This window comes from Nostoc sp. DSM 114160 (assembly GCF_053470305.1).
Genome location: NZ_JBPFGO010000003.1, coordinates 1017657 through 1041015, shown reverse-complemented (window position 1 = coordinate 1041015; position 23359 = coordinate 1017657). Strand labels below are relative to the sequence as shown.

Sequence of the window (23359 nt, the reverse complement as noted above, 5' to 3'; positions counted from 1 at the left end):
CCGTACAAAAAATAATAGAGTACAAACCGTGAAAGGTTCATACTCCATTAAAGGGGAGAGAGCAGGACATAAGCCGGGTTCTGTTCTCTTGCGAGGGCAGTTATCTATCTGGGACGTTTGTTACCAAACGCCTCAAGCGGCTCTCATTGAGCGGAACTGGTAAAAGACCAACCGTAGTTCCTATCGCCTTGCTCCCAACCGGGGTTTACCGAGCCAGCACCTCTCGATGCTGCTGGTGCGCTCTTACCGCACCTTTGCACCCTTACCAGATCAATTAAAAATGTAAAATTAAAAATTAAAAATTACTCATTTTACATTTTTAATTTTTAATTTTTAATTGTCCTGGCGGTATCTTTCTGTGGCACTATCCTCACGATCGCTCGCACTGGACGTTATCCAGCAAGTTTGGTCTTTCGGGAGTCCGGACTTTCCTCAAACCAGTAACTATGACCGATCTGCAACCGCCTGCGCCTACTCTCTCCTTAAATCCAGTGTACCCGGTTAACACAAGGGGTTGACAGCTTATTACTTTTTTTTATTCCAAGGTAGAGCGTAAGTCCAAGGTAGTTTCCTGACTGTGAAAGGACAATTAATAATGCTAATGGGAGGAAAATCACGACCTGGGGCTAGACCTAAACGCACTTCAGATATCCTCAGCACTAATTGCAGAGAAAAATCCAACTCTTTTTTTCTGTTAAAAAAGTCGTTGTACAACTTTTTTTGCCCTTTTTGTAGCCCATTGATATCAATTAGTGGTTTTTTTGCTAAATAGGTTCCAGCTACTTGATCGCGCTGGAAAACATCTTCTGCTGTCACTGTTTCAGAAAGTGTTTTCCTGGGGGCAATCAGGCTAGGACTTTGGGGTACTGCTAAGTCGCGGGTTAAGTCTGGTGATTTCCGAATTACGCGGCGCGATTGCTTGCTATGTTCAACTACTAAAGAACTGTTATCCCAGTCAACATATAGGGCAACATTATCCGATTTATTTTCGATACTAATTCCTAAATCTTTCAAATCGTCAATTGGGTATGAGGATTTGAGTTTAAAGGAAATTCCAATTTTATCGTCGAGATTTTGTTCTTTGAGTTGTTCGTCAACGATTCCTTTTTTAAACTCAAATTTAACTTGGTCATCGATGGATTCAATCATGCGGTTGAAAACATAAGAGACACCGATAATATAAATCGTCAAAACTACTAAATTCTGGTCGCTACTCCTCATAACTCAAAAATTTTAACTCCCGGTGCTAATGAATATATATTTGACTCATCGCTAATTTACAATTTTTAATTGCGCTTGATTACTACAGAATTTTGTAGCCAGCCTCTTCGCCAAAAAAAGAATAGCAAACTAATTGCGATCGCTAACATCAATGCCCAGCAAAGTGGATAACCCCAATACCAATTCAACTCAGGCATATTATATGGTGATTTTTCAGTATTGAAATTCATACCATATATTCCGGCCACAAAAGTCAGGGGAATAAAAATTGTTGAAACTATCGTTAGCACCTTCATGATTTCATTCATTTTATTACTTACTGCCGAAAGGTACACATCCATTAATCCAGATGATAGTTCTCGGTAAGTTTCCACCATATCCATCACTTGCACTGTATGGTCATAACAATCTCGCAGGTAGATTCGCACTTCTTCACAAATCAAATCGGGAGCATCTCGAATTAAGGAATTAATTGCATCCCGCTGGGGCCAGATAGCACGACGTAGTTGCAGTAATTCTCGTCTAATTTGATAAATATTTTGCAGTGTTTGGGGAGTAGGTTTAACTATTACTTCCTCCTCTAACTCTTCGATTCGCTCGCCATAAAGCTCCAGCACTGGGAAAAAGCCATCAATAATTGCATCTAATAGAGCATAAGCTAAATAATCTGCTCCCTGTTTACGGATGATACCTTTATTTTTTTCAATTCGCGATCGCACCGCTTCAAAGCAATCATGTTCTGGTTCCTCTTGCACTGTCAGTAAATAATTTTTTCCTAATATCAAACTCACTTGCTCGCTATAAAAACCACATATTCTTTCCTTTGGTACTACCATCCGAGCAATGAAAAGTAATTGCTCTTCATAATCCTCTGTTTTGGGACGCTCCGGTACATTGACTACATCTTCTAAAACTAGAGGATGTAACTTAAAAACCTTACCCAATCGTTGTAATATATCTTGACTACCTAAACCTTGTACGTCTACCCAAGAAACCGATTCCGCTTCCAGATAAGAGACACACTCCTCTGGAGTTTCTATTTGTTCGCGGATGAAATTGGTTTGGTTATAGTCAATCAAAAAAATTATTGGCGGTGGAGCATCTGCATCAATAAAAATAGTTCCAGGTATAGTCCCTGGTTGGTGATGGAACTCGTCTTCATACAGCTTGGTGAGTATTTTAGGAAGGCGACGTAGTTTTCGTGCCATGCAATATTACCTAATAGTCATTTGTCATTAGTCATTTGTCATTAGTAAATAACAAAGGACATAAGAATAACTTACACGTTATTTCACAAAAATTAATATAAAGATGGTAATTTCTAAATTGTGTAATTATTTAGGTTGCTAATTTGATCGTCACTCAGATTGAATCTGACGAATTACGAATTACGAATTGGTATAACATATTGCCTTTGAATCAGCAATGCTACAAAAAAACAGTTTGCCTTGGCAAGACAAACTGTTTAAAAAATATTTATCTGGGTCAGCAGAAATTAGAACATACCCATGCCGCCCATGCCACCCATACCGCCCATGCCGCCCATGCCGCCCATATCAGGGGCAGGAGCAGCAGATTTCTTCTCTGGCTTTTCAACAACGATCGCTTCGGTGGTTAAGACCAAACCAGCAATGGAACCAGCGTTTTGCAAAGCTGAACGTACAACTTTGGCAGGGTCGATAATACCAGCAGCAATCAAGTCTTCAAATTCGCCAGTAGCGGCGTTATAGCCAATGTTGATGTCGCTCTCGCGGACTCTAGAGACGATCACAGAACCTTCAGCACCAGCGTTATCTGCTATTTGGCGCAAGGGGGCTTCTAGCGCTCGTTCGACAATATCAGCCCCAATTCTTTCTTCGTCATTTTCTAGGGTGTTTTTAATCGCTGCTACCGCCTTGGCTAAGTGAATTAAGGTTGTTCCACCACCAGGAACAATACCTTCTTCTACAGCAGCTTTAGTCGCGTTGAGCGCGTCTTCAATCCGCAGTTTGCGGTCTTTGAGTTCGGTTTCGGTTGCCGCACCCACTTTAATCACTGCCACGCCGCCAGCAAGCTTGGCGATGCGTTCTTGAAGTTTTTCTTTATCGTACTCAGAATCAGTTTCTTCCAACTGTCTGCGAATTTGACCAATCCGCTTTTGTACTTCTGGCTTGGTGACACTACCAGCAACAATTGTGGTGTTTTCTTTGTCAATGGTGATTTTGCGGGCAGTTCCCAGCGCTTCTAGAGAAGCGGTATCCAAGCTTAAGCCGATTTCTTCTGAAATCAACTGTCCATCAGTGAGAATCGCAATATCTTCTAACAAAGCTTTGCGGCGATCGCCAAATCCAGGTGCTTTAATCCCTGCCACGGCTAGTACACCCCGCGCTTTGTTCACCACCAAAGTTGCTAAAGCATCACCTTCGACATCTTCAGCGATAATTAGCAACGGCTGACCAGAACGGGCAACTTTTTCCAACACAGGCACTAAATCTTGGATACTGCTGATTTTTTTGTCAGTAATCAAAATCCGGGCGTTTTCAAATTCGACGATTTGCCGTTCATTGTTGGTGACGAAGTAGGGAGAAATATAACCTCTATCAATCTGCATCCCCTCAACTACTTCTAATTCAGTTGTCAGGGATTTAGATTCTTCAACGGTAATTACACCATCTTTGGTGACTTTTTCCATTGCTTGGGCTAACATTTGACCAACTTCTTCATCGTTACCAGCAGAGACAGTGGCAACTTGAGCGATCGCACTTCCTTCTACTGGCTTGGCTATTTTGGCAATTTCTTCTACTAATGCCTCAATAGTTTTGTCGATCCCGCGTCTCAAGCTCACAGGGTTACTACCTGCGGCGACGTTCTTCAAACCTTCTTTAATTAAGGCTTGTGCTAAAACTGTGGCGGTGGTTGTCCCATCTCCAGCGACATCTTTAGTTTTTGAGGCCACTTCCTGGATGAGTCTTGCACCAGTATTTTCCAAAGGATCTTCTAATTCAATTTCCTTGGCAACAGTGATACCATCGTTGACAATTTGAGGTGCGCCAAATTTTTTCTCTAAAAGGACATTGCGACCTTTGGGCCCCAAGGTGATTTTTACGGCATCGGCAAGGGCGTTAACACCCCTTTCTAGAGATCGCCGCGATTCCTCGTCAAATGCAATAATTTTCGCCATGTTTCATTTCTCCAGCGCTTCCATTAGACAATTTAGCACTCACAGCGCCAGAGTGCTAATCTCTCAGGCTGCTCAAGTTACAAATGGAAATAAAAAAATTGATTAATATACAGGTGATGCTCATATTAGATACTGGCAGTAATGCTTGAATTGGGAGATGAATCTAGACAACTCCCTTAAGTCCCTTGGTATTGCCGACCCTAGCGGCACCGGCTGGTTGGCAGTAGTATTTACGTTCCTCTTGGCTTGGCTTGTAACTTGGCGTTTAATTCCGACAGTACGCAAATTCGCCTTGCGGGTAGGTTGGGCTGACCAACCCAACGCCCGGCGACTCAATCGAGAACCTTTACCCAATGCAGGGGGGCTGGCTATCTACGCGGGCGTGATTGCTGCGCTGGTACTAGCTAGCCTTTTACGACCGATCGAACTCCAAAACGTATTGGCTCAGGTGCTCACTATTCTGTTGGGGGGTTCGATATTAGTCCTTGTGGGCTTTATTGACGATCAGTTTGGCTTACCGCCCTCTGTGCGATTGTGGGCGCAAATTGTCACGGCACTTTTGCTGGTAGCTAATGGCATCAGTGTCAAAGTCCTGTTTGGCACTCCCATCGATTCACTTCTGTCCATGTTGCTAACAGTACTATGGGTAGTAGGGATTACCAACGCCATCAATTTGATGGATGGTATGGATGGCTTGGCAGGAGGAATTAGCTTTATAACCGCCATGAGTTTATTGGGCGTTGGTGCCCAATTTAACAATCGTGCTGCGGCAATCTTAGTCCTCGCAGCTTTGGGAGGTGCTGCACTAGGATTTTTGCGCCATAATTTCCATCCATCACGAATTATTATGGGTGATGCCGGAGCATACTTTTTCGGTTATGTCCTGGCAGCAACTAGTATTTTAGGCAAACTGCAACAAAACACAGTTTATGCCCTAATTCCTACGGTTTTATTTCTGTTGTTACCGGTGCTAGACACCACTCAAGTATTTGTGCGGCGGCTACTAGCGGGAAATAACCCTCTGAGTACTCCAGGTAAAGACCATCTGCACCACCGCTTACTTGCTTGGGGACTCTCCCAGCGCCATGCTGCGTTTACCCTTTGGTCAATTACCTTAGTTTTCAACTTGCTGGCGATGAGAATACAAGGTATGAGTTTGGCTGTGATGCTGGCTACCGCCAGTAGCATTATCCTGCTTTTGGGCTTTACAGTCTGGCAAAGGATACGCCAACAGCCTTAGTTACTTGTAGGGTGGGCATTGCAGTGCTAGCCCTACTATGTTTATTCAGTTGATCAAAAATTCAAGCTTGAGTTAAATTGTCTTGCAACCAAGCAACTAAATCTTCTTCTATGGAAAAATCCAACAGTGCCTCGGCTAGATTTTCAAGCTGTTCGATAGATAACTGGCTGATACGCTCTTGCAATTGCGGACTCAAATTACCAATGCGTCGTCGTAACTGGCGCATAACTAGCTCTAGAGTTGTTTCCTGCTTGAGCTCCTCATAAAGTCTAGTCGTTTTGATATCAAAATCACCGAGTCCAAACATTTTTACCAACTCCTGACGACTGATACGCGGTAGTTTGTAAACTACAATTGTTTCTATTAAATCTAGCACTTTTTTTTGAAGTGCTTTATCGCTCAATTCCGAACGTGTCTTTGTAATCAAACTTTTGACTAATATGGGAGTTTGTTTTTTATTTACAACTACTAATTTGATGATCCCAATTCCCAAGGAATATTCAGTTACTTCTCCAAGCTCGTTTAAATATAGCCTCGTTACAAGTTGGCTTTCGAGTAAAACTCGATAAGGTTGGACTTGGGTTGGTTCAAGGCTGCGGCGAGGGAATATAACTACTGCTCGCCAATCTGAAGTAGGTGCGTAAAGTCGTAAATACAGAAATATTTCTGAAAATAAACGAGCATAAAATTCATTATCTTTTTGAAATTGAACCTCTACAAAATAAATCGGCTGACGATTAGTGTCAGCAACAGGAAGAAAGACTCCATCAATGCGAAATGCTGTTTGCTTTAATTCTACTGAAGCGAAATTATATGCATTTGCTTCTGATGGTTGCAGATTAATTAATTCAAAAAAAGCACTGGGGAAAGTTTGAAATAAACGATAAAAAATAGAGTCTGTTTTCATAATTAGTCTGTCAAATATTATTTAATAAGTTCGTAGTTGGAGCTTTAGCGCCAACTACGAAAAATCGCTACCCCTCAATTATTTAGCTCAACTATTTAGGCCATTACCATGCCGCCATCGACGTTAAAGACTTGTCCGGTGATGTAGGCAGCGGCAGGATCGGCGGCGAGGAAGCGCACCATTCCTGCGACTTCTTCGGGTTGACCGAAGCGACCGAGTGGGATGTATTTCAGAATATCTTCGGGGTTGTTGAGATCGCTGGTCATATCGGTGGCGATGAATCCAGGGGCGACGGCGTTAACGACGATCCCGCGGGTAGCTAGTTCTTTAGCAACGCTTTTGGTGAAGCCGATTACACCTGCTTTGGCAGCGCTGTAGTTTGACTGACCTGGGTTGCCCATTTGCGCAGCAACAGAGGTAATGTTGATAATCCGCCCCGATCGCTGCTTGAGCATGATTTTACTGACGGCGCGTGTACATAAGAAAACACCAGTTAAATTTAGGTCTATCACAGCTTGCCAATCTTCTGGCTTCAAACGCAAAAGCAGTGTGTCGCGGGTAATCCCGGCGTTGTTGACTAAGATATCCACACGCTTAAACTTTTCCATGACGGTGTTAACGAGTGCGTCTACTTGCTCAATTTTAGAAACGTCTGCTTGGATCGCGATCGCCTGACCTCCTGCTGCTGTAATTTCTGTTACAACTGCTTCAGCCGCAGCACTAGAATTGGCATAATTGACAACTGCGATCGCTCCTTGTGAGGCTAATTCAATTGCGATCGCTCGGCCAATTCCTCTTGATGCACCTGTGACAATTGCGACTTTATCTTGTAATAGCGTCATTTAATGTTCCTCAATCTTAGAAATACCGCGCTAATTATCTTATGGCGATTTCGGGAACATCTGAATATTGTCTGGATAATATCTAACTCTTGCGGGGTGACAATCTTGCTGTCATGCTGCAAGTTAGATAGCTAGTAGATAAAGTTATACCTCGTATTTAACTAGATATAGCTATGCTGAATCAAAGGCGCAAAAACCAGATCCCCGCCTTCATAAAAGCGATCGAGAAGCTGCGGTTTGCAATTCTCACAAATCAAATAAGATTCCTATATAACTCGAATAACAATAATTAACGTTTTACTCTGATTAAATATCTATAGTTACTTCAGGGTAATCGAAAGTTTTATGGGGCAAAAGTTGGGGGGATGAGTATCCCTACTCATCCCCCTCGGTTTTAAATGCTGGCAAGGAAGCTGTGTTGGGCTAGATTTATCCAGCCAGCGGCCGGTAATTTGCAACTAAACACGGATGGGGTATTAATGATGGTGTGCATTTTGGTAAACTAACTTTGGTATCGATTGGCGATCGCGTTCTTTGGTAGGGAGGCGTTCGCCTAAAATTTCAGCTAAAATCCGTCGGGGATATCGTCTATGTTTGGCTCCTCACCTGGTTTGGGGGTTGGATTATATGTAGGATATGGAGCAAAAAGCTGACAGTTGACAAACCGCATTAAATGCCGAGCTTCCGACACCGGATCGTCGCCTTCATCAAGAGTTGCAGTTGCCTGGAAAGTTTCATTCTCAAAGTTCCCCAGATTTTTGACCCGCTTGTAGGTAATGGTTTCGATTTTCATGGCTTTGTGATATTTTTGACTTGTTCACGTTTCAAGTGTTTGAATTGGATAATCAAATTGCGATCGCGTTTCTCGAATGGCGCGATCGCTTTTGAATTAGCCCTACAACCCAAACTCTGTAAGGCGGTCACGGAAAACTACTTCAATTGGGTTTCGGGAGAATTTTCTCATCATTTGATGGTAGCTATCCGCATCGCTGCGTTTTCTAAATTGCGACAAAATAACCCACTTGCACGGCGAGACTTCTTTGAGAACAATCCAATCAAAAAGCTGTTGTCGATAAGTCATAGGTAAATGCTGTTGTTAAATTATGTTGGGTAGTTATCTTTGAGAAACTGATGCAGTTGCTCATCAGAAAAGCTATGAAACTTTTGTTTACCAAGGTCTATGTATTTCATTCGGTGAACAATCGGCGATTCTCCTGTATGTTTTGCTAATTCGTCAGTGACAAGTGCATAAGCGACAACCAAATATGATAGGAAGTCGTTGGAAAGAAGCACATCAGATTTTCGTTTTGTAATCCTCATAATTGCCTAATTTTGATGACAAGTAAAACCAGCCAACCATCAGCAATTGACTGGTTTAAAGTACTTTCGGCTTATATAAATGAAAGTTATTTCATAGGCATTTCCTCCGACAAAAATAGTCAAGCTTGAGGGCGCGGTGGTGAAGAGTTAGCCGTGCCCTTAATAATTAGGCGGCCGTTACTGTCACGATCCATCACCAAGTCGGCGCGGGGTGCAATTGATAAATTTCGGATTTTGCGTCGCGGTGGTTTTTTAGCGATCGCTGTCGGTGGTAATTCTGATGGCAATAACTCTTCATGAAAATCTCGCTCGACGGCACGCGCCAAGCCAGGACGGGAACGATAAATTATCCCGTGGGCATCGTCAAGCAGTTCGGTTAAGGTTTTGACCTGACATTGCAACTGCTCAATTTCTTTTTCTAGTTGGCGTATCCGTTTTTTTCGTGTTACATACTTTCCTTTGGTTTTAGTCATATAAAAAATGCGACCGGCCGCAAGGGTTTGCGCGTTTTTCAAATAAACTGTGATCCGTTGCATAACCACACGGTGAGTCCACTTGCCGTCTTGGCTTGTAGCCAGATGGCAAAGTGGCGAACCCGAAGGGTGGAATGCAATTTCGCGATCGTGCATCTGTGCGTGAGCCATTACCTACACGCCAGCCTCTAGGGGATTTTCACCCAGGTCTTAATTTCCACAGCCCACCGTGTCACCACGTCGGCATATAGCCCCTGGAAAATGTGGAATGCCCTACTAAGGTCGGTTACAGATTGGGGCCCCCATACAGTTGCACGTCACCAGCTTTTATCTAAACCGCGACTTGTATAGACAAACACTTCATGTCCTACTCGCTCGCCGAACCTCTACACGGGACACTGGTAGCCTGAAACACTCTTCATCAGCTTTCAACGGCTATTACACATAAGTGTGACTTTCCCGGATTTGGCTTTCGCTATCAAGGTGAGACACTTGAAATTCACCAGCCAACACTGTTTCTCTGCCGAGTCACTTAGGTCGGCTGGTGTTTATGTTGTCTATCAAAGCAAGCATACTTGCTTTCGCTCACGGATGTCAAGCGTGCTTGCTTATTTGCTATTATGTCAAGAAAGAAGCGACCAGAAAACCCGGAAGATATGCCAGCTTTGCAGATATTACGTGAAGCAGTTGGTTTGACACAGGCACAGCTAGCAAGCCGAATTCCTGATAAGACCAGAAAAAAGACCTTAAGTCGTCAAGTTATTAGCGGATGGGAAAGAGGTGAATATGAACCAGAATTGACAATTCGTCAAGTCAAAGCCTTGTGCCGTGCTTTAGGTAAATCGCTTGAAGAATTACCAGATGATTTTGGCCCCCCGCCAACCCAATTGACCGAACCTGAAAACTAAAAAATTCGCCACAGTGCTGTAAACAAGCACTGTGGCGGGACGAAATGACTAACCTAATTATGACGGAAACCGACAACGGAACTGCCCCAAGGCAGCTGACATTGTTCGCGGTGGAGTCAGTTGCAACGGCTCCCCCTTCCCCCCTGCACCCTAGTTACGATTCTTACTGGGATGAAGTAACCAATGGCGATAGCGATCGCTGGAATCCGGCCGACTTCACAGAAGCACCACGTCTTGTAGACGACGGCGGTCAAGTTTCCGTTTTTTACGATGAATCACTTGAACCACCAGATCCAGACGATTACGAAAACCTCAATGCTTATGAGCAAGCCTGGAGCGACTGGGAGTCAGGCCGTGTTCTGGAACAGAACACACAGGTAGATGAATTAATCAGTGAAGACTCGCAGATTTCCCCTGGCGATCGCCCGCCTCTTGTTCTGGAACGTGATACCAAAAATCCTGTTCCAGAACAAAAAACCCAGGATTGGGAGACTATACCGATGTTCCAGAACACATTTTAGCCGTTCCAGAACATCTTCACTGGGTAGAAAAGTACTGCCCAAGCAATCGCAAAGATAACCATTATTACCGCTATTGCTGGAAGACCGGCAGCAAAATTAAGCATCGGCACATCACCGGGGGGAGTGTGCGATCGCAGTTGGCGCAGCACAGGAAGCTGGAAGTTGAGATTGCGATCGCGGACGGACTAACCCCGGTGGAAATTGAGAGTTTGATTAAATCATGGAGAGTAACTAATGTCTGAACCGAATGGCACTAAGAAAAGCTCTAAGCTATACAGGATAGGCGCTACAGATTTCAAAGCTATTAAGCAGTGTGGCGACGGGGCAGGCGATTGTTCTTGATGAAGTGTTGCGATCGCTAATGAAGTTTGCTCCCGGCGTAACCGCCCGCCTTGTTGGGATGCCTGCGGCGGTAAACTACGCTATGGTTGACTCCAGACAGTGCAAAAATGTACGGGTTGTCCAAAAAAATTTTAGGTAGGAAAAGCTTACTCGTTCATGAAATACTTTCCTTGAGACGAGCAAGCAAACATCATAAATACTACTGTGACACTACGAGTACAAATCCTCAAGGATAAATTTAGCCAAAGTTTGGGACTACCGTTTAAAGAACTATTGCCAGAGTCTGTGATAAGACTTGCAATCTCGGAGCTAAAAATTAAATACAAAAAACGGTTGTTTGACCCATTCGTAACTTTATGGGCATTTTTATCTCAAGTATTAGATACAGACAAAACTTGTAATAATGCTGTGAGTAAAATAATTGCACATTTGGCTGAGTCAGAAGTAGAAGTTCCCTCAACAGATACGAGTGCTTACTGCCAAGCACGGGCAAGATTACCAGAAAAATTGTTAGAAAAAGTTTTCAATTATTCAGCACAAAAACTGGAAGAGAAAGTAACCCAAGAACATCTATGGTGTGGTCGAAATATTTTGGTGATAGACGGCTCGACGGTCTCTATGCCTGACACTGTAGAAAACCAAAAAGAATACCCACAACCCAGTAGTCAAAAGCCGGAATGTGGATTCCCAATTGCCAAAATTGGTGTGATATTCAGTTTATTAACGGGAGCTGCCGTTGCCTTGTGCATAGATGTTCTGAACACTCATGATATTAAATTAGCAAGAATTCTGTACAGTTTTCTCAAACCTAATGATGTGCTTGTAGGGGATAGAGCTTTTTGTGCTTACGCCGATATGTTTAGTATCAAAAAGTTTAATTGTGATGCCGTGTTTCGTAAACATCAATCTCGCACAACAACTATGCGAAAAGGTAAAATTGTTGGAGATTGCGACAAATTAGTTACTTGGTATAAGCCGAAAACTTGCCCAAAAGGATTGGATAAAGATGAATTTAATGCTTTACCTCCTTCCATAACTGTGCGAGAGATTTACTATTATATTGTTATTCCTGGTTTTCGGACTCAACAAGTTAGCTTAATTACCACTCTTTTAGATGGATCTTCTTATTCTACTCTGGCAATTGTTGGGCTTTACGGACAACGCTGGGATGTTGAACTAAATTTAAGACATCTCAAAACTACCTTGGGTATGGATATTCTGCGATGTAAAACACCTTCGATGATCCGCAAAGAAATTTACGTTTATTTGCTGGCTTACAATCTACTTCGTAGCTTAATGTGGTCGGCTGGAACTACTTATACTACCTCTCCAAATCGCCTATCACTGCAAGGTACTCGCCACCATTTAATTAACTTTATTCCCTCTCTTATAGCAGCAACTTCTCAAAAACGGCACCAAATTTATCGCACTTTACTCAAAGTTATTGCTCACAAGGCTGTTCCTGACCGCCCAGCTAGAAATGAACCACGAGTCCGTAAACGTCGCCCCAAAGCCTACCCCTTAATGACCAAACCCCGGCATGAATTACGCAAACAATTGCAAACTGCTTAATTGATAAGCGTTTCCGCTTTTCTTAGTGCCATTCATGTCTGAACCAATGACTTATGACAACCCTGACTCAGAACACAACTTGCTAGTGACAAATCTAATCATCGCCAAACTTTCTCAGCTCGTAGATTACATATCTCGCCTAGAACCGGACTTAGAGGCGAGTGAATTAGCAGCGATCGTGGCATTTCTGATTGATGGACTGCCAGAGGTAATTAAGTCGTGCCAGCTAGAAGAAAATATCCACCAAATGGCGACAAGCCTTAAAAATAGGCGGCAACAGTCCAGTACCGCCACTAACAACTAATGACTAATGTTTCAACAGCAGCGTAGTCAGTCATAACTCGTAATTCATAACTCCTAACTCCCTATTCCCCAATGCCCAATGCCCAATGCCCAATGACGAATTGACTTTTGACTTTTGGCTATTCCCCATCATCATCGTCATCTGTGCTGATGACAACATTCACACAGTCAGACCCCAGCCTCAAAACCGATGATGCTGTATGTTTCACCATAGGCATCTGTCAAGCAAATTACTGCATCACCCGGAAAGTCTTGTAATTCAAGAATCAGTTTTTCTACAGTCAGTTCTTCTGTTATCTGTTCTTCGGTTGTAGTACTCATAAAATTTCTCCGGTTTAAAAATGCGATCGCCTTGTGAGTAAATGTGGGCGATCGCGCTGTGACTAATTGCTGGTTTGAGCTTACCTGCTCATAGAAACTTTGTCACAGGTTGGGGTTCATAGAGTTGCGATCGCGCCTCTTCTCTCATCCGTCTCTATCTCAAAGTAAGGGTCAAGCCCTTTATTATCGCGGTGTCCGGTGAAGGTGCGAATAGTTTCTTTCGGGATTCCATTTTTTCTGAGTCGGTTAACAAAGCTCCGTCTCATGCTGTGAGTGGATATTCCCTTCGCTTCATACCCTGCTTTCTCCACCGCAGCCATCAAAATGTTGTAGGCATTTTTCCAGACAATCGGCTTAGTGCCGCACCGGGACGGGAATAACCACTCGCTATTTGTGGCTGGTTTGTATCGCTCTAGTGATTCCTTCAATATTGCATGTACTGGAATCTCTGTGGCATCGGCTGTCCCGTCTGGCCTGTGCTTTCTAATGATTGCAGGAAAAATGATATCGGTTTTAGCAATACCTGGTTCCTGATAAACATCGGCTACTTTCAGTTTCACCAAAGCCCCCCAGCGTTCGCCGGTAAACCATCCAATGTCTAAAAGCAGTTTGTATTTTTCTGTTAAAATTTGTTGCCTGACTTTGGAATATTCAGCGTTTGTAATTACAGCAGCTTTTCCTTTTCTGTTACTCTTTGCCATAGACGTAAAAAATAAACTTCGCATATTCCGCTTTTACCTGGTTCAGAGGTGAAAGTGGAATTACCTAAATATTCACTATTAGTAAATATTCGCTCAATCCTAATGCTGGCAAAGGATACACGGCATCAGTGAATATTCCACTTCTACATAAAAGTGGAACATTTACATTATTTTCGGGATTGAATACAACGGATTTATTCATTTCACACTCATCTGTTGTATGCAACCTGGAATCACTGATTTATTTGGGCCCAACTCTACCTTTTCCGGTTCACCAAAAGTATTAGAAATTCCACTTAGTTCCCTGCCCGCGCTGACAACTGCTAATCCAACAGCATTGGAATTGTACGCGGCAATTATTTCTTATGCTCATACTTGGATAAATGCCAATACTGATGCTTCAGTAATGGCAAGTTCCGATTTAGTTATCTCGTCTCCGGTTACTCGCAACGGTGTTGCGAAAACTCAATTCCAATTTTCAGAAAGATTTTATGGGCCGTACAGTGCCCCGACATTCGATCCAAACTCAATTTAATAATTAATAAATGCAGTGTACTGTCGTTGGAACTTATCTTTCCTCTTTAAATGGGTGCGATCGGGATACATTATCTGTTGTCTTGACATTTGAATCAGGGAGCTTTTCTTATAGCCCAACATTAAATAGAGAGTGTGGAGTTGAATATAGAATTTCAGAGTCTTCCATAACAGGATTGAGTTCTATTACTTATACATGGGCTAGAGGATCTGGAACTCTTGATTATTCTACTTTTGCTGATTTTTCTTGGATAGGCTCACCGAGCATATCTTGTACTAGCACTACTAAATACGATTGTATTAATGGTACTTGTACAGATGCAAATACACACAAAACCGCAGGAATTTATCAATCGCTAGCTGATTGTCAAGCTGTTTGTGCAAATGGTGGAGCGTGTGCATCAGGCAAGCAATGCGTAGACCCGACAACATTTATTCCTAGTGGTAAAGTCTGCATTGATCAAGGTGAATTTGCATCAATTGAAGCCCTAATATCTAAAATTGGTGGTGAGGTTTGTTAAGTGTCTACAGAAGGTCAATCTCTGATTTCCTCACTTTCAAATATTAGTCATTGTTCTGGTCATCAGTGCGATTGTTGTCAGCAACTCCAAAGTCAGATTGATGAATTAAGGAATTTAATTAATAATTCCAATAATGGAAATCTTCAAAGCGAGATTGATGCACTTAAACATCAATTAGCTGATGTGTATCGCCAATTAGCCCAAGATGAAATTCAAATTGGCAATATAGAAACTGAACTACACGATCTAGAAGCAAAATTAATTGCAGTTGGGGCAGGGATTGCCGCAGTAGTAGCAGTAGTGGCTGCTCCATTAATTGCTGCTGCTCTTGAGGGAGTGTTTGCAGCGATCGCGGCTTTGGGGGCAGAAGTAGCTGGTGCAGTGGCGGCCACTGCGACAATAGAAGCGCAATTCGTGGTTTTAGAATCTGAAATTGTCGCTTTAACTGGCGAGGCATCATCAGCACTAGCATTAGCTGGAACAGCTGAGGGAACCGCATCATCAGCACTAGCGTTAGCTGGAACAGCCGAAGGAACCGCATCATCAGCACTAGCGTTAGCTGGGACAGCCGAAGGAACCGCATCGTCAGCACTAGGCGCAGCATTGCCAGCGTTAACACTTGCCCAAAAAGCAGATTTAACAGCTGATTCAGCATTGGGATTAGCAGTAACCGCAGAAGGGACGGCTGGTTCAGCATTATCAATTGCTCAGATTGCAGAAATTCTAGCCGGAACTGCTGAAGAAACAGCTATTGCAGCAGGTTCCACGGCTGGCATTGCTTTAACTACAGCAGAAACTGCGATCGCAGAATTGCAGCCAATAGCAGCCCAAGTTCAATTTCAACAAACTGAACTGGCATTTCTTGAACCACAAGTAAAAGTAGCTATTAGTTTAGGTACTGTGGCCGAGGGAGAAGCTGCGGCTGCCCTTGCCGCTGCCGAACTTGCTGAAGCCACAGCAGCCTCAGCATTGCAACTTGGAACAGTCGCAGAAGGAGAAGCGGCTGCCGCCCTTGCAACTGCTGAACTTGCATTAGCAACAGCAGAAGCATCGCTAGCTAAACCAATTATTCCAGGTCCTCCAGGACTTCCAGGAGAACCCGGCGCACCAGGTGAACCAGGACAACCAGGTCCGCAAGGTCCGCCAGGTGAACCTGGAACTCCTTTACCACCACTACAAGGCCCACCAGGAGAGCCTGGACCACAAGGAGAACCTGGCGCTCCAGGTCAACCAGGACCACAAGGAGAGCCTGGGCCACAAGGAGAACCTGGCGCTCCAGGTCAACCAGGACCGCAAGGCGAACCAGGGCCACAAGGAGAACCCGGACCACAGGGAGAGCCTGGAATACCTCTACCACCATTACAAGGAATCCCTGGAGAGCCTGGACCGCAAGGAGAGCCTGGACCACAAGGAGAGCCTGGAATACCTTTACCACCATTACAAGGAATCCCTGGAGAGCCTGGGCCACAAGGAGAACCCGGACCACAGGGAGAACCCGGAAAGGATGCAGAAGTGAATTTAACTACAATTGACGTTCCATTTTTTGAAGGATGTAGCGATACTCATCAACCCAATTATGGAACCCGAATAATAACGGTTATTCAGGGCACTGAAGTTCAAGAACTATTGAAATTTCAGCAGATGGCAGAAATTGCTGGTGAGCAATGTAAATTAGACAATTCTGGCTCATCAAATGTTGTTGCAATCGCATCCCTTCCCGAACGCTATCAACTTTCACCGGAGGGACATATTCCTCAATTAGTTTGTTTATTCCGTGAATTAAAATCAGACGGAACATTAGGAACTGATTGGTATCCTATTACAATTCCACATCCCATTAATTCAATTGAAAATGAACAAACCCCTCTACCAAATTACAAAAAGGGTTCATGGGAATTAATATTAACTTTAAAAGACAACAGCAAAGCTTTTATTAATGCCTTCTCTAAAGATGAAGCCGAACAATTTTTGACAGCTACTAACACTCAAATTAATCCTGTCTATTTAGAAAATAATTTTACAAAGATAGGGCAGAGGAAAGGACAAGCCTTAAAAGAGATAACAGTAAAAATGGTACGGGCAGATTATTACCCACAAGGCACTGCTAATTCTAAGCCGCAATGGTCTAAAAGGTTTGTCTAATGGCTCTCGTAGAACAGTCGTTGTTCAGGAGGCTTAAGGTCTCCGTCCGTTGAACCGTCGTTGTGAAGCTTAAAATGCAATGTAACAACCGAGACAACGTAATAAGTGTTCAACAACGGAAACTTAATATATGGCAAGAATCCTTAAATCCTATTTACTGACAATAGATTCAATCAATTATGCTTTGCATCTTGATAGCAATATCTATGAAGGTATTAAAGACATGGTTGGGTTGAGTGATATGCCAAGCCCTGCCCCAGCCAACTTGAGACAAAGCTCAATTGCAGAACTAGAAAAAAATGGTCTTGCACATAAAATTAGTGTTGGGTCTTGCCACAGAACCAACTGGAAAAGTCACCAAACGCAAGATAGTAATGTGTCCCTCGACTAAACCTTTCAAAAACATGATTGGCAAGCAGATTGGCAGCCTTTATGTCAAATCTGCAAGTGTGAAAACGCATCGTAATTTTATCTAATTAAAATTAAGGAAGAACTATTAATATGGCTGGACTTTACGCAACATTAGCGGTTACTGGGACTCAACTTGCACTTGATGCAACTGAAAAGCCCTTTACTTTTTATTTTCGGGGCGCGAAAGAGATTTATGCAGATGCTGAGTGGTCAACAGCTACAGGCATTAAAGATGTCACTGCTACTCACGCTGGACAAGTTGTACTTACAGATATAGGCGATTTGCTCTTACATGGGATTGTCAGAACTGCCGAAGTTGAACTTAAGGATTCTGATAACGGAAAAGTTGTTGCAATCAAAAGAGTTCGTTATGCCGGATCTAAATCGTCAACTGTTGAAGAAAAGAAAGCTGATGGTGGAATTGTTGGCTTGAATTGGAAAGGCGCTGGTAAATTCACTGGTAAACCAATTTCCGCAGTAATTGAAACTAGAAGGATGATTGTAGATTAAGTTTTATGGGTGCAAAAACTTGCACCCATAGCTATATTTATGAGCGCTACACAATCAACCATAGCTACTACATCAAGCCCAGTCATTACGGTAACTCTAGAATCGGTTGGCGTATTTACTGGCATTTTAGTAAGTGTCTCTGTCTTGGCTACCTTAGCAATAAAGTTAGTTAGTAATCTAAACAGTATTTCAAATTCTATTACTCAAATTAAAGAAGACTTGAAAGAACACGCTAACAATGCCGAAAAACTTAGAGATTTAGATAAAAGGCTAGACTTGCACATTCAAGATTACATTAACAGAAAAGATACTGTAACCTTGTTGATTGCTCAAGTATCCCAGACGGTCGATCACCGAACAAACCGTTTATATACATCCATGAAAGACATTGTAAACTTCTTGCAAAAGCAAGGGAATTTTAAAATTAGAGAATTTCAAGATTTACGCAAAATGGAAGATGAAGATCCTTTTAGTAAACTTTGATTTTTTTTGGGAATTATCAATTAGTTACACAAGGTTTTGATCGATATGTCTAAGTCCACATTGAATACACTTTCTACCATTCTTGGCTTAATTGCGGGTGCTTCTAGCTTGCTTGGTAGCACTGGAGTAGTTAATCACCAGCTTGCTGGCACGATCGGGGGACTTGCTACAGCGCTATTGGGCTACCTGGTACAACAACCTGCGGCTGGCGAACAGTCTCAAGTACCAAAGTAACTCTCTGGGGATTCTCTGTAAATAAATGAATAACTATAACTAATATATTTGCCTGACTAGATAGACTAGAAAGTGTTGCAATACTGCTCGGTTAAGGGGAAAAGGAGTAGAAGGCTCGATATATAAGGTTTTTTCCTTTTTAACATGAGTTCCTTTCCCTCTTAACCGATAAGTATTGGAAAGTGTTGCATCTACAGCCTTTGTAGACATCACTCTTGTGAAAGCCTCTATAATGATTTGGTCGATCGTGATAGGTTGAAATACATATTTAATACAGATGCACAACCTAACATAATATACGTATTTTATTATAATTATTTAAGATTTTTGGCTGGCGAATCATTCTAATATTAACTAATCTAATCTTTTACTAACAAAAACCCATGAACCTATACCGATTTTATTTTATAAGAACTACTATTGAAACAAACAATTGAAAATCGGTGTGTGTCACATGGCAACCAAAAAGCAATTTAACAGTTTTGAAGATATGCTGTCTGCTTCTGATGTACCTGTATTAGTAGATTTTTATGCTGACTGGTGTGGTCCTTGTCAAATGATGGTGCCAATTTTAGAGCAAGTTAATGCCCAACTTAAGGATCGCTTAAGGATTGTCAAAATCGACACAGAAAAATACACAGATTTGGCTACTGAGTATAAAATTGCTTCTCTTCCAACCTTAGTACTGTTTAAGCAGGGTCAGCCTGTGGATCGGATAGAGGGAGTAATGCAAGCACCGCAGTTGGTGCAATATCTACAAACAAAGATTTAATAACACTTATAATTTTGATTTTGGTTCTTAGAGGCGCGAAATATCGCGTCTCTTTCAATAGATAGATAATCATGTGCGCCTATATTAATCAAATCACTGTTTGGTTGAACTTCTAAAAGCTATAAGACTCCTATTTGATTGCGTGAAAAAACTCTGTATAACTAAGGCTGATTCTCTACTCTCTGCCTCTGGCGCTTACGCTGTACTTTGAGTGCGATAAAACCTTAAGTAAATGTTAAGCATATTTACTTATATGTCTAGAGAAAGTAGTTTAGAAATTGAGAAGATTATATTGTATAGATATAACAAAATATATTGACAAGTAAAACCATATATGAATAGAAGGCAGCTAAGACCTGACAAAGCTTATATTTGGGTGAATATTGATTTTGATAAGGTTAAAAATAGAATAGATGCGGTGACTTGCCAGATTGAGCGGGTTATACAAAAGCACCACCTTTCAAATCAAACTCATAAATCAGGTAAAAGAAATAATTAGGTTATCTGGGGGCGATATCGACGATGAGCTACACCTACACAGTTTATTTTTGATGTAGCCCGGACTTCGGCCATTCGGTAAGCTACTTCGACTGCGCTCAGTACAAGTCAGTCAGCAACGTAGACATCAGATTAGTTTTGCACAACAGATTTTGAGCAATGCGACTATATTTTTGTCAAAAACCAAACAATATTATTCAATAAACATCCACCGAATTTCTACGTATTTATCAGTCATTATTTTATCCTCGACACTCCTTTTAAAAATTCTTGGGGGAAAAGGGTAAAGGTTAAAGGGGAAGGGGACAATACAAAGCCTTTTCCCCCGCCCCTTATCCCCAGAGGGGACCCCACCTTCCCCCTTCTCCTTTTCGCGACAAATGCCAAGAAGTCTAATCTCTTAAAATGTAAAAGTAGTCCGAAGTACACCTACAGTCGTAGTGTCATTATTACTGTTACCTTCTGGGTTAAAGAGAACAAATGCACCAGGGGTAATGCTGATATTATCGGTAACTTGAAGGCGGTAATAAGCTTCCAAATGGTAAGGAGTCGCCCGATTCTCGCCTGTGGGGGTAAGTTGAGCAGAACCACCAGCATCACTACGAAAAAGCGGCTGACCAAAAAGAATCCCGGCAGTGTTCCCTGACTTGAATAAATCATTGAAGTGAATTCCTGCCATCCAACTAGTAAATGTGGTGGAAGCACTCACGCTATTGGAAGCAGCATCAACAAATAATGCTGCACCATAGCCAGATAAGGCTATCTTGGGAGACAGTCGCCATGTTAGCGTACCGCCAACAGAGTTGAGTGTGACCGGTGTTTCAGGGTCCAAGCCCTGCTCCTACTAAAGCACCGATATCACTACTAACTAATCCTGTACCCAAAATATTGATTTCGTGATAACTGTGGGCATAGTTTAAACCAATATCCAGAGCGGTACTTGGCTTGAAAGTCAACTGTGTGGCAATCACATTACTACCACTAAATAAACCTGCTCCCAAAGGTGTAGTAGAAACTCCTGGTACTGCCTCAGCGGCAGATTTTTGGGTTAAATTGGCATTTGGATTGCCGTATAAAGCTCTGAAATCTAAATTTGGCGAAATGTTAAAAATAAATCCCGCCGCCGATGCTAAACCAGTACCCGAAGTCCCACCAGAAACCCGTACCACAGGATTCAAGTTGCCAAAACGAGAAATTGACTCTTGTCCTTCACCATAAAAAGGCGTAATTGTTGGGAAAGCATCTGATGTCTCCGCCGCAGTTCCCGCAAACAAGGTTAATTTACTAGCCACGGGAAAGATATACAGCAATTTGTAAATCTGAACGCTGTTTGCGCCAACACCCGACAAAGTATTGACATTTATCCCCGGAAATTGCGGCTCAAAACTGGTACGAGCGCTACTTGCACTTAAAAGTGGCGAAGCTAATCCTAAACCTTGTTGCAGGCTACCCTGTCCATCGGCTCCACCCAAAAAGTTATAGGCTTGCAATCCAGTAATCAATGAATCTTTACCAGTAAAGCTAGTGGTGAGATTTAATCGCACTCTATTGACTAAGATGATGTTCGGGTCACTCTGATTAGGAGCGCCGCCGCTAGCACCAACACCAGCAATAATTGCCTCGCCACTGAGTTTGGTCGTAGTAGAAAACTGATTTGCTTCTAGTTCTGCTGTGCGAGCTTCTACAGCATCTACTCGACCTCGCAATGTTGCCAATTCCGCCGCAAATTGCTCTTGTAGTTTCTGCAACGTGGTTAAATCTTCTTTTTTGACCAAATCACCAGTTGCAGTCGCAATCAGTTCGTTGATTCGCTCTAAACAAGCATTTAAGCCAGCAGCAAATTCATAGCGAGTCATCGCCCGATTACCGCGATAGGTTTGATTGGGATAACCTGCGATACAACCATAGCGTTCGACTAAAGATTGGAGTGCCTGAAAAGCCCAATCCGTCGGTTGTACATCAGACAATTGCGATACGGATGTTACTTGTGCAAGTTTGTATGAAGTTGGAGATGAACTTACAGGTTGTGGTGTGATTGGCTGCCACAAGTTAACAGCAGAATCTATTCCTAAATCTTGATTTTTTTGCTGTTGATTGACTGAGGATAAGTTTTTTTGACTCTCATTAGCTATCAATAATTTACTGGAGATATTATTTGCTAAATTGCTTTGATGAGAATCATTTTTTTGAAAGCTGCCATCATTTTGATTAACAGCTAAGTTTTTATCTGCAATTTCTAGACTAGGAAGGGCTTGCACAGGTGATAACCCGGCAATTAAACATAAAAATCCCATCCCACTAGCAGAAGCTAGTAGATATTTTGCCATCATAACTCCCAACACCAATAAAATCGTGAAAAAACAATTGCGATTTCCAAATGGATTGATAAGTAAATTTAAAGTATATTTAGCAAGAGAATCTTGTTAACTTTAAATTTTGCATTTCAGGATTTTTTTCTGAATTTGCTTACCAGGAAATCAGCTTATATTGCAAGTATTAAATTATAGTAAATACTATTTTTGGAAAGAATTAACAATAAATTATATTAATAGTTTCTATAGTTACTATAGTAAATACTAAATGGTTTGTGAACAGTAAGTTTCCTAGAATGCTTGATTTATAAGCCTTACAAATTTCTCTGTTCAAAGATAAAAGCGGATTGCTATTTTGATAAAACAATAATTACATAAGTCTCATTTTGTGATAACGAATATAAATATTGAGCCGAGGATTTCGGTTCAATACCTACCAGAGAAGAATTACTAAAAAAATAAGAGACCGCGATCGCTGCTCAATTTAGGTGCAGGCTAAAATCGGCGCAAAAAAATAGCACATTATAGCACACAATTTCTCCAATTGAGATATTTTAAGTATTCAATCCCACCAATAACAAACAATGACCGCATCAGAATACCGATGAACATCTTCACCTGATAGCGCCCCTTCCAGTCTAGTTCTCAGTCGGCGCTTCAGGCGCAAACCGTAGTCTTCATTCGTGCTATCACTTATCTCTACTGAGTCAGCCCGCCATTTTTTGCCCAAGTCTAAAAGCTCTGACACTTTTGTGTCTTGGTTCTCTGTCAGAATGTACAGTGTATCGGCAGGATAGGCAATAAAATGAATGATGCTGCTTTCAGGCATGGGACGATAATTTGCCATTGCAAGAAGGGTATCGACCATACCACCAAAGCTTAAACCGTTTTCATCTGGTGCAAAGATTGGTTTTGTAAACAGAAAGCTTGACCATAAATTTCTGTGGTTGGAAAGGTCAGTAATCACTTCTTCACCATCAAACTCATTGAACCGACGCTGCCAAACCAAGGCAGCGAAGAGTTCTTGAGGAGAATAGGATTCCGCAATCGATTGGATTTTGCCTAAATCAAGCATCACATTTACGGGAAGTAATATTTTTAACAAAACATT

General features: G+C 42.2%; 27 protein-coding genes, 1 other RNA gene and 1 pseudogene. 16 read left to right on the top strand and 13 right to left on the bottom strand.

The genetic code is table 11. From position 1 onward, the window contains the following. Positions 1 to 54: 54 nt before the first annotated feature. The 4 genes from rnpB to groL all read right to left on the bottom strand — a co-directional run bounded on the left by rnpB (position 55) and on the right by groL (position 4381). Positions 55 to 478: RNase P RNA component class A (gene rnpB, locus NSTCB13_RS29770), an RNA gene on the bottom strand. A gap of 47 nt (positions 479 to 525) precedes the next feature. Next, positions 526 to 1221 carry a hypothetical protein gene (locus tag NSTCB13_RS29765; RefSeq protein ID WP_445626837.1) on the bottom strand — a complete coding sequence of 232 codons (696 nt, stop codon included), beginning with the start codon at positions 1219 to 1221 and terminating at the stop codon, positions 526 to 528. 65 nt (positions 1222 to 1286) lie between these two features. After that, positions 1287 to 2429 carry a magnesium/cobalt transporter CorA gene (gene corA / locus NSTCB13_RS29760; protein ID WP_448274732.1) on the bottom strand — a complete coding sequence of 381 codons (1143 nt, stop codon included), beginning with the start codon at positions 2427 to 2429 and terminating at the stop codon, positions 1287 to 1289. A 287-nt stretch (positions 2430 to 2716) separates the two neighbouring features. Further along, on the bottom strand, positions 2717 to 4381 hold the full coding sequence (gene groL / locus NSTCB13_RS29755; RefSeq protein ID WP_445626839.1) for a chaperonin GroEL: 1665 nt from the start codon (positions 4379 to 4381) through the stop codon (positions 2717 to 2719). Positions 4382 to 4538: 157 nt separating this feature from the next. On the opposite strand from groL, the gene NSTCB13_RS29750 reads away from it, so the two are divergent. After that, a complete protein-coding gene (locus tag NSTCB13_RS29750) occupies positions 4539 to 5621 on the top strand; it encodes an MraY family glycosyltransferase (protein WP_445626840.1) in 1083 nt (360 codons plus the stop codon). 61 nt (positions 5622 to 5682) lie between these two features. On the opposite strand, the gene NSTCB13_RS29745 is transcribed toward NSTCB13_RS29750, so the two are convergent. The 3 genes from NSTCB13_RS29745 to NSTCB13_RS29735 form a co-directional block, all read right to left on the bottom strand. Further along, positions 5683 to 6528 (bottom strand): Rpn family recombination-promoting nuclease/putative transposase, encoded by an 846-nt coding sequence (locus NSTCB13_RS29745; RefSeq protein WP_448274731.1) that lies wholly within the window; start codon positions 6526 to 6528, stop codon positions 5683 to 5685. 95 nt (positions 6529 to 6623) lie between these two features. Further along, entirely contained in the window at positions 6624 to 7370 is a 747-nt protein-coding gene (fabG, locus tag NSTCB13_RS29740; RefSeq protein WP_448274730.1) for a 3-oxoacyl-[acyl-carrier-protein] reductase, read from the bottom strand. A 565-nt stretch (positions 7371 to 7935) separates the two neighbouring features. Next, complete coding sequence (locus tag NSTCB13_RS29735) at positions 7936 to 8163, bottom strand: hypothetical protein (protein ID WP_448271427.1); 228 nt, start codon at positions 8161 to 8163, stop codon at positions 7936 to 7938. 39 nt (positions 8164 to 8202) lie between these two features. Here NSTCB13_RS29735 and NSTCB13_RS29730 point away from each other — a divergent pair, with 39 nt between their 5' ends. Further along, positions 8203 to 8457, top strand: a complete 255-nt coding sequence (locus NSTCB13_RS29730) for a hypothetical protein (RefSeq protein WP_448271428.1) — start codon at positions 8203 to 8205, stop codon at positions 8455 to 8457. Between the two features lie 14 nt (positions 8458 to 8471). Here NSTCB13_RS29730 and NSTCB13_RS29725 read toward each other — a convergent pair whose 3' ends face one another. Next, positions 8472 to 8690 carry a hypothetical protein gene (locus NSTCB13_RS29725; RefSeq protein WP_448274729.1) on the bottom strand — a complete coding sequence of 73 codons (219 nt, stop codon included), beginning with the start codon at positions 8688 to 8690 and terminating at the stop codon, positions 8472 to 8474. A 119-nt stretch (positions 8691 to 8809) separates the two neighbouring features. Next, complete coding sequence (locus NSTCB13_RS29720) at positions 8810 to 9334, bottom strand: hypothetical protein (protein WP_448274728.1); 525 nt, start codon at positions 9332 to 9334, stop codon at positions 8810 to 8812. A gap of 449 nt (positions 9335 to 9783) precedes the next feature. Here NSTCB13_RS29720 and NSTCB13_RS29715 point away from each other — a divergent pair, with 449 nt between their 5' ends. The 6 genes from NSTCB13_RS29715 (at position 9784) to NSTCB13_RS29690 (ending at position 12810) form a co-directional block, all read left to right on the top strand. Next, complete coding sequence (locus NSTCB13_RS29715; protein ID WP_448274727.1) at positions 9784 to 10071, top strand: helix-turn-helix transcriptional regulator; 288 nt, start codon at positions 9784 to 9786, stop codon at positions 10069 to 10071. A 44-nt stretch (positions 10072 to 10115) separates the two neighbouring features. Then, on the top strand, positions 10116 to 10592 hold the full coding sequence (locus tag NSTCB13_RS29710; RefSeq protein WP_448274726.1) for a hypothetical protein: 477 nt from the start codon (positions 10116 to 10118) through the stop codon (positions 10590 to 10592). Beyond that, positions 10556 to 10834 (top strand): hypothetical protein, encoded by a 279-nt coding sequence (locus NSTCB13_RS29705; protein WP_448274725.1) that lies wholly within the window; start codon positions 10556 to 10558, stop codon positions 10832 to 10834. Before NSTCB13_RS29710 ends, NSTCB13_RS29705 begins: the two co-directional genes overlap by 37 nt. Positions 10835 to 10905: 71 nt before the next feature. Beyond that, positions 10906 to 11073 (top strand): hypothetical protein, encoded by a 168-nt coding sequence (locus tag NSTCB13_RS29700; protein WP_292705164.1) that lies wholly within the window; start codon positions 10906 to 10908, stop codon positions 11071 to 11073. 65 nt (positions 11074 to 11138) lie between these two features. Then, positions 11139 to 12506, top strand: coding sequence for an IS4 family transposase (locus NSTCB13_RS29695; RefSeq protein WP_448272954.1), 1368 nt, complete (start codon positions 11139 to 11141; stop codon positions 12504 to 12506). Between the two features lie 34 nt (positions 12507 to 12540). Then, positions 12541 to 12810, top strand: coding sequence for a hypothetical protein (locus tag NSTCB13_RS29690; RefSeq protein WP_448274724.1), 270 nt, complete (start codon positions 12541 to 12543; stop codon positions 12808 to 12810). A gap of 167 nt (positions 12811 to 12977) precedes the next feature. Here the strand turns inward: NSTCB13_RS29690 and NSTCB13_RS29685 are convergent, their stop codons facing one another. Then, positions 12978 to 13130 (bottom strand): hypothetical protein, encoded by a 153-nt coding sequence (locus NSTCB13_RS29685; protein WP_448274723.1) that lies wholly within the window; start codon positions 13128 to 13130, stop codon positions 12978 to 12980. A gap of 116 nt (positions 13131 to 13246) precedes the next feature. Next, positions 13247 to 13831 (bottom strand): tyrosine-type recombinase/integrase, encoded by a 585-nt coding sequence (locus NSTCB13_RS29680; protein ID WP_445631563.1) that lies wholly within the window; start codon positions 13829 to 13831, stop codon positions 13247 to 13249. A 220-nt stretch (positions 13832 to 14051) separates the two neighbouring features. Between NSTCB13_RS29680 and NSTCB13_RS29675 the strand changes: the two genes are divergently transcribed. The 8 genes from NSTCB13_RS29675 (at position 14052) to trxA (ending at position 19438) form a co-directional block, all read left to right on the top strand. Then, positions 14052 to 14366 (top strand): hypothetical protein, encoded by a 315-nt coding sequence (locus NSTCB13_RS29675; protein WP_448271362.1) that lies wholly within the window; start codon positions 14052 to 14054, stop codon positions 14364 to 14366. A gap of 10 nt (positions 14367 to 14376) precedes the next feature. Continuing rightward, positions 14377 to 14886, top strand: a complete 510-nt coding sequence (locus tag NSTCB13_RS29670) for a hypothetical protein (protein WP_448271361.1) — start codon at positions 14377 to 14379, stop codon at positions 14884 to 14886. After that, on the top strand, positions 14887 to 17028 hold the full coding sequence (locus tag NSTCB13_RS29665) for a hypothetical protein (protein WP_448274722.1): 2142 nt from the start codon (positions 14887 to 14889) through the stop codon (positions 17026 to 17028). A 130-nt stretch (positions 17029 to 17158) separates the two neighbouring features. Then, positions 17159 to 17419, top strand: coding sequence for a hypothetical protein (locus NSTCB13_RS29660; protein WP_448274721.1), 261 nt, complete (start codon positions 17159 to 17161; stop codon positions 17417 to 17419). 110 nt (positions 17420 to 17529) lie between these two features. Beyond that, entirely contained in the window at positions 17530 to 17949 is a 420-nt protein-coding gene (locus NSTCB13_RS29655) for a hypothetical protein (RefSeq protein WP_448274720.1), read from the top strand. Between the two features lie 39 nt (positions 17950 to 17988). Beyond that, positions 17989 to 18432, top strand: a complete 444-nt coding sequence (locus NSTCB13_RS29650; protein WP_448274719.1) for a hypothetical protein — start codon at positions 17989 to 17991, stop codon at positions 18430 to 18432. Positions 18433 to 18477: 45 nt separating this feature from the next. Continuing rightward, positions 18478 to 18666, top strand: coding sequence for a hypothetical protein (locus NSTCB13_RS29645; protein ID WP_448274718.1), 189 nt, complete (start codon positions 18478 to 18480; stop codon positions 18664 to 18666). Positions 18667 to 19120: 454 nt separating this feature from the next. Further along, positions 19121 to 19438, top strand: coding sequence for a thioredoxin (gene trxA / locus NSTCB13_RS29640; RefSeq protein WP_445626843.1), 318 nt, complete (start codon positions 19121 to 19123; stop codon positions 19436 to 19438). Positions 19439 to 20336: 898 nt separating this feature from the next. Here trxA and NSTCB13_RS29635 read toward each other — a convergent pair. Further along, positions 20337 to 22263 (bottom strand): annotated as a pseudogene (locus NSTCB13_RS29635) (iron uptake porin). Between the two features lie 547 nt (positions 22264 to 22810). Beyond that, a complete protein-coding gene (locus tag NSTCB13_RS29630) occupies positions 22811 to 23353 on the bottom strand; it encodes a hypothetical protein (RefSeq protein WP_448274717.1) in 543 nt (180 codons plus the stop codon). Positions 23354 to 23359 lie beyond the last annotated feature (6 nt).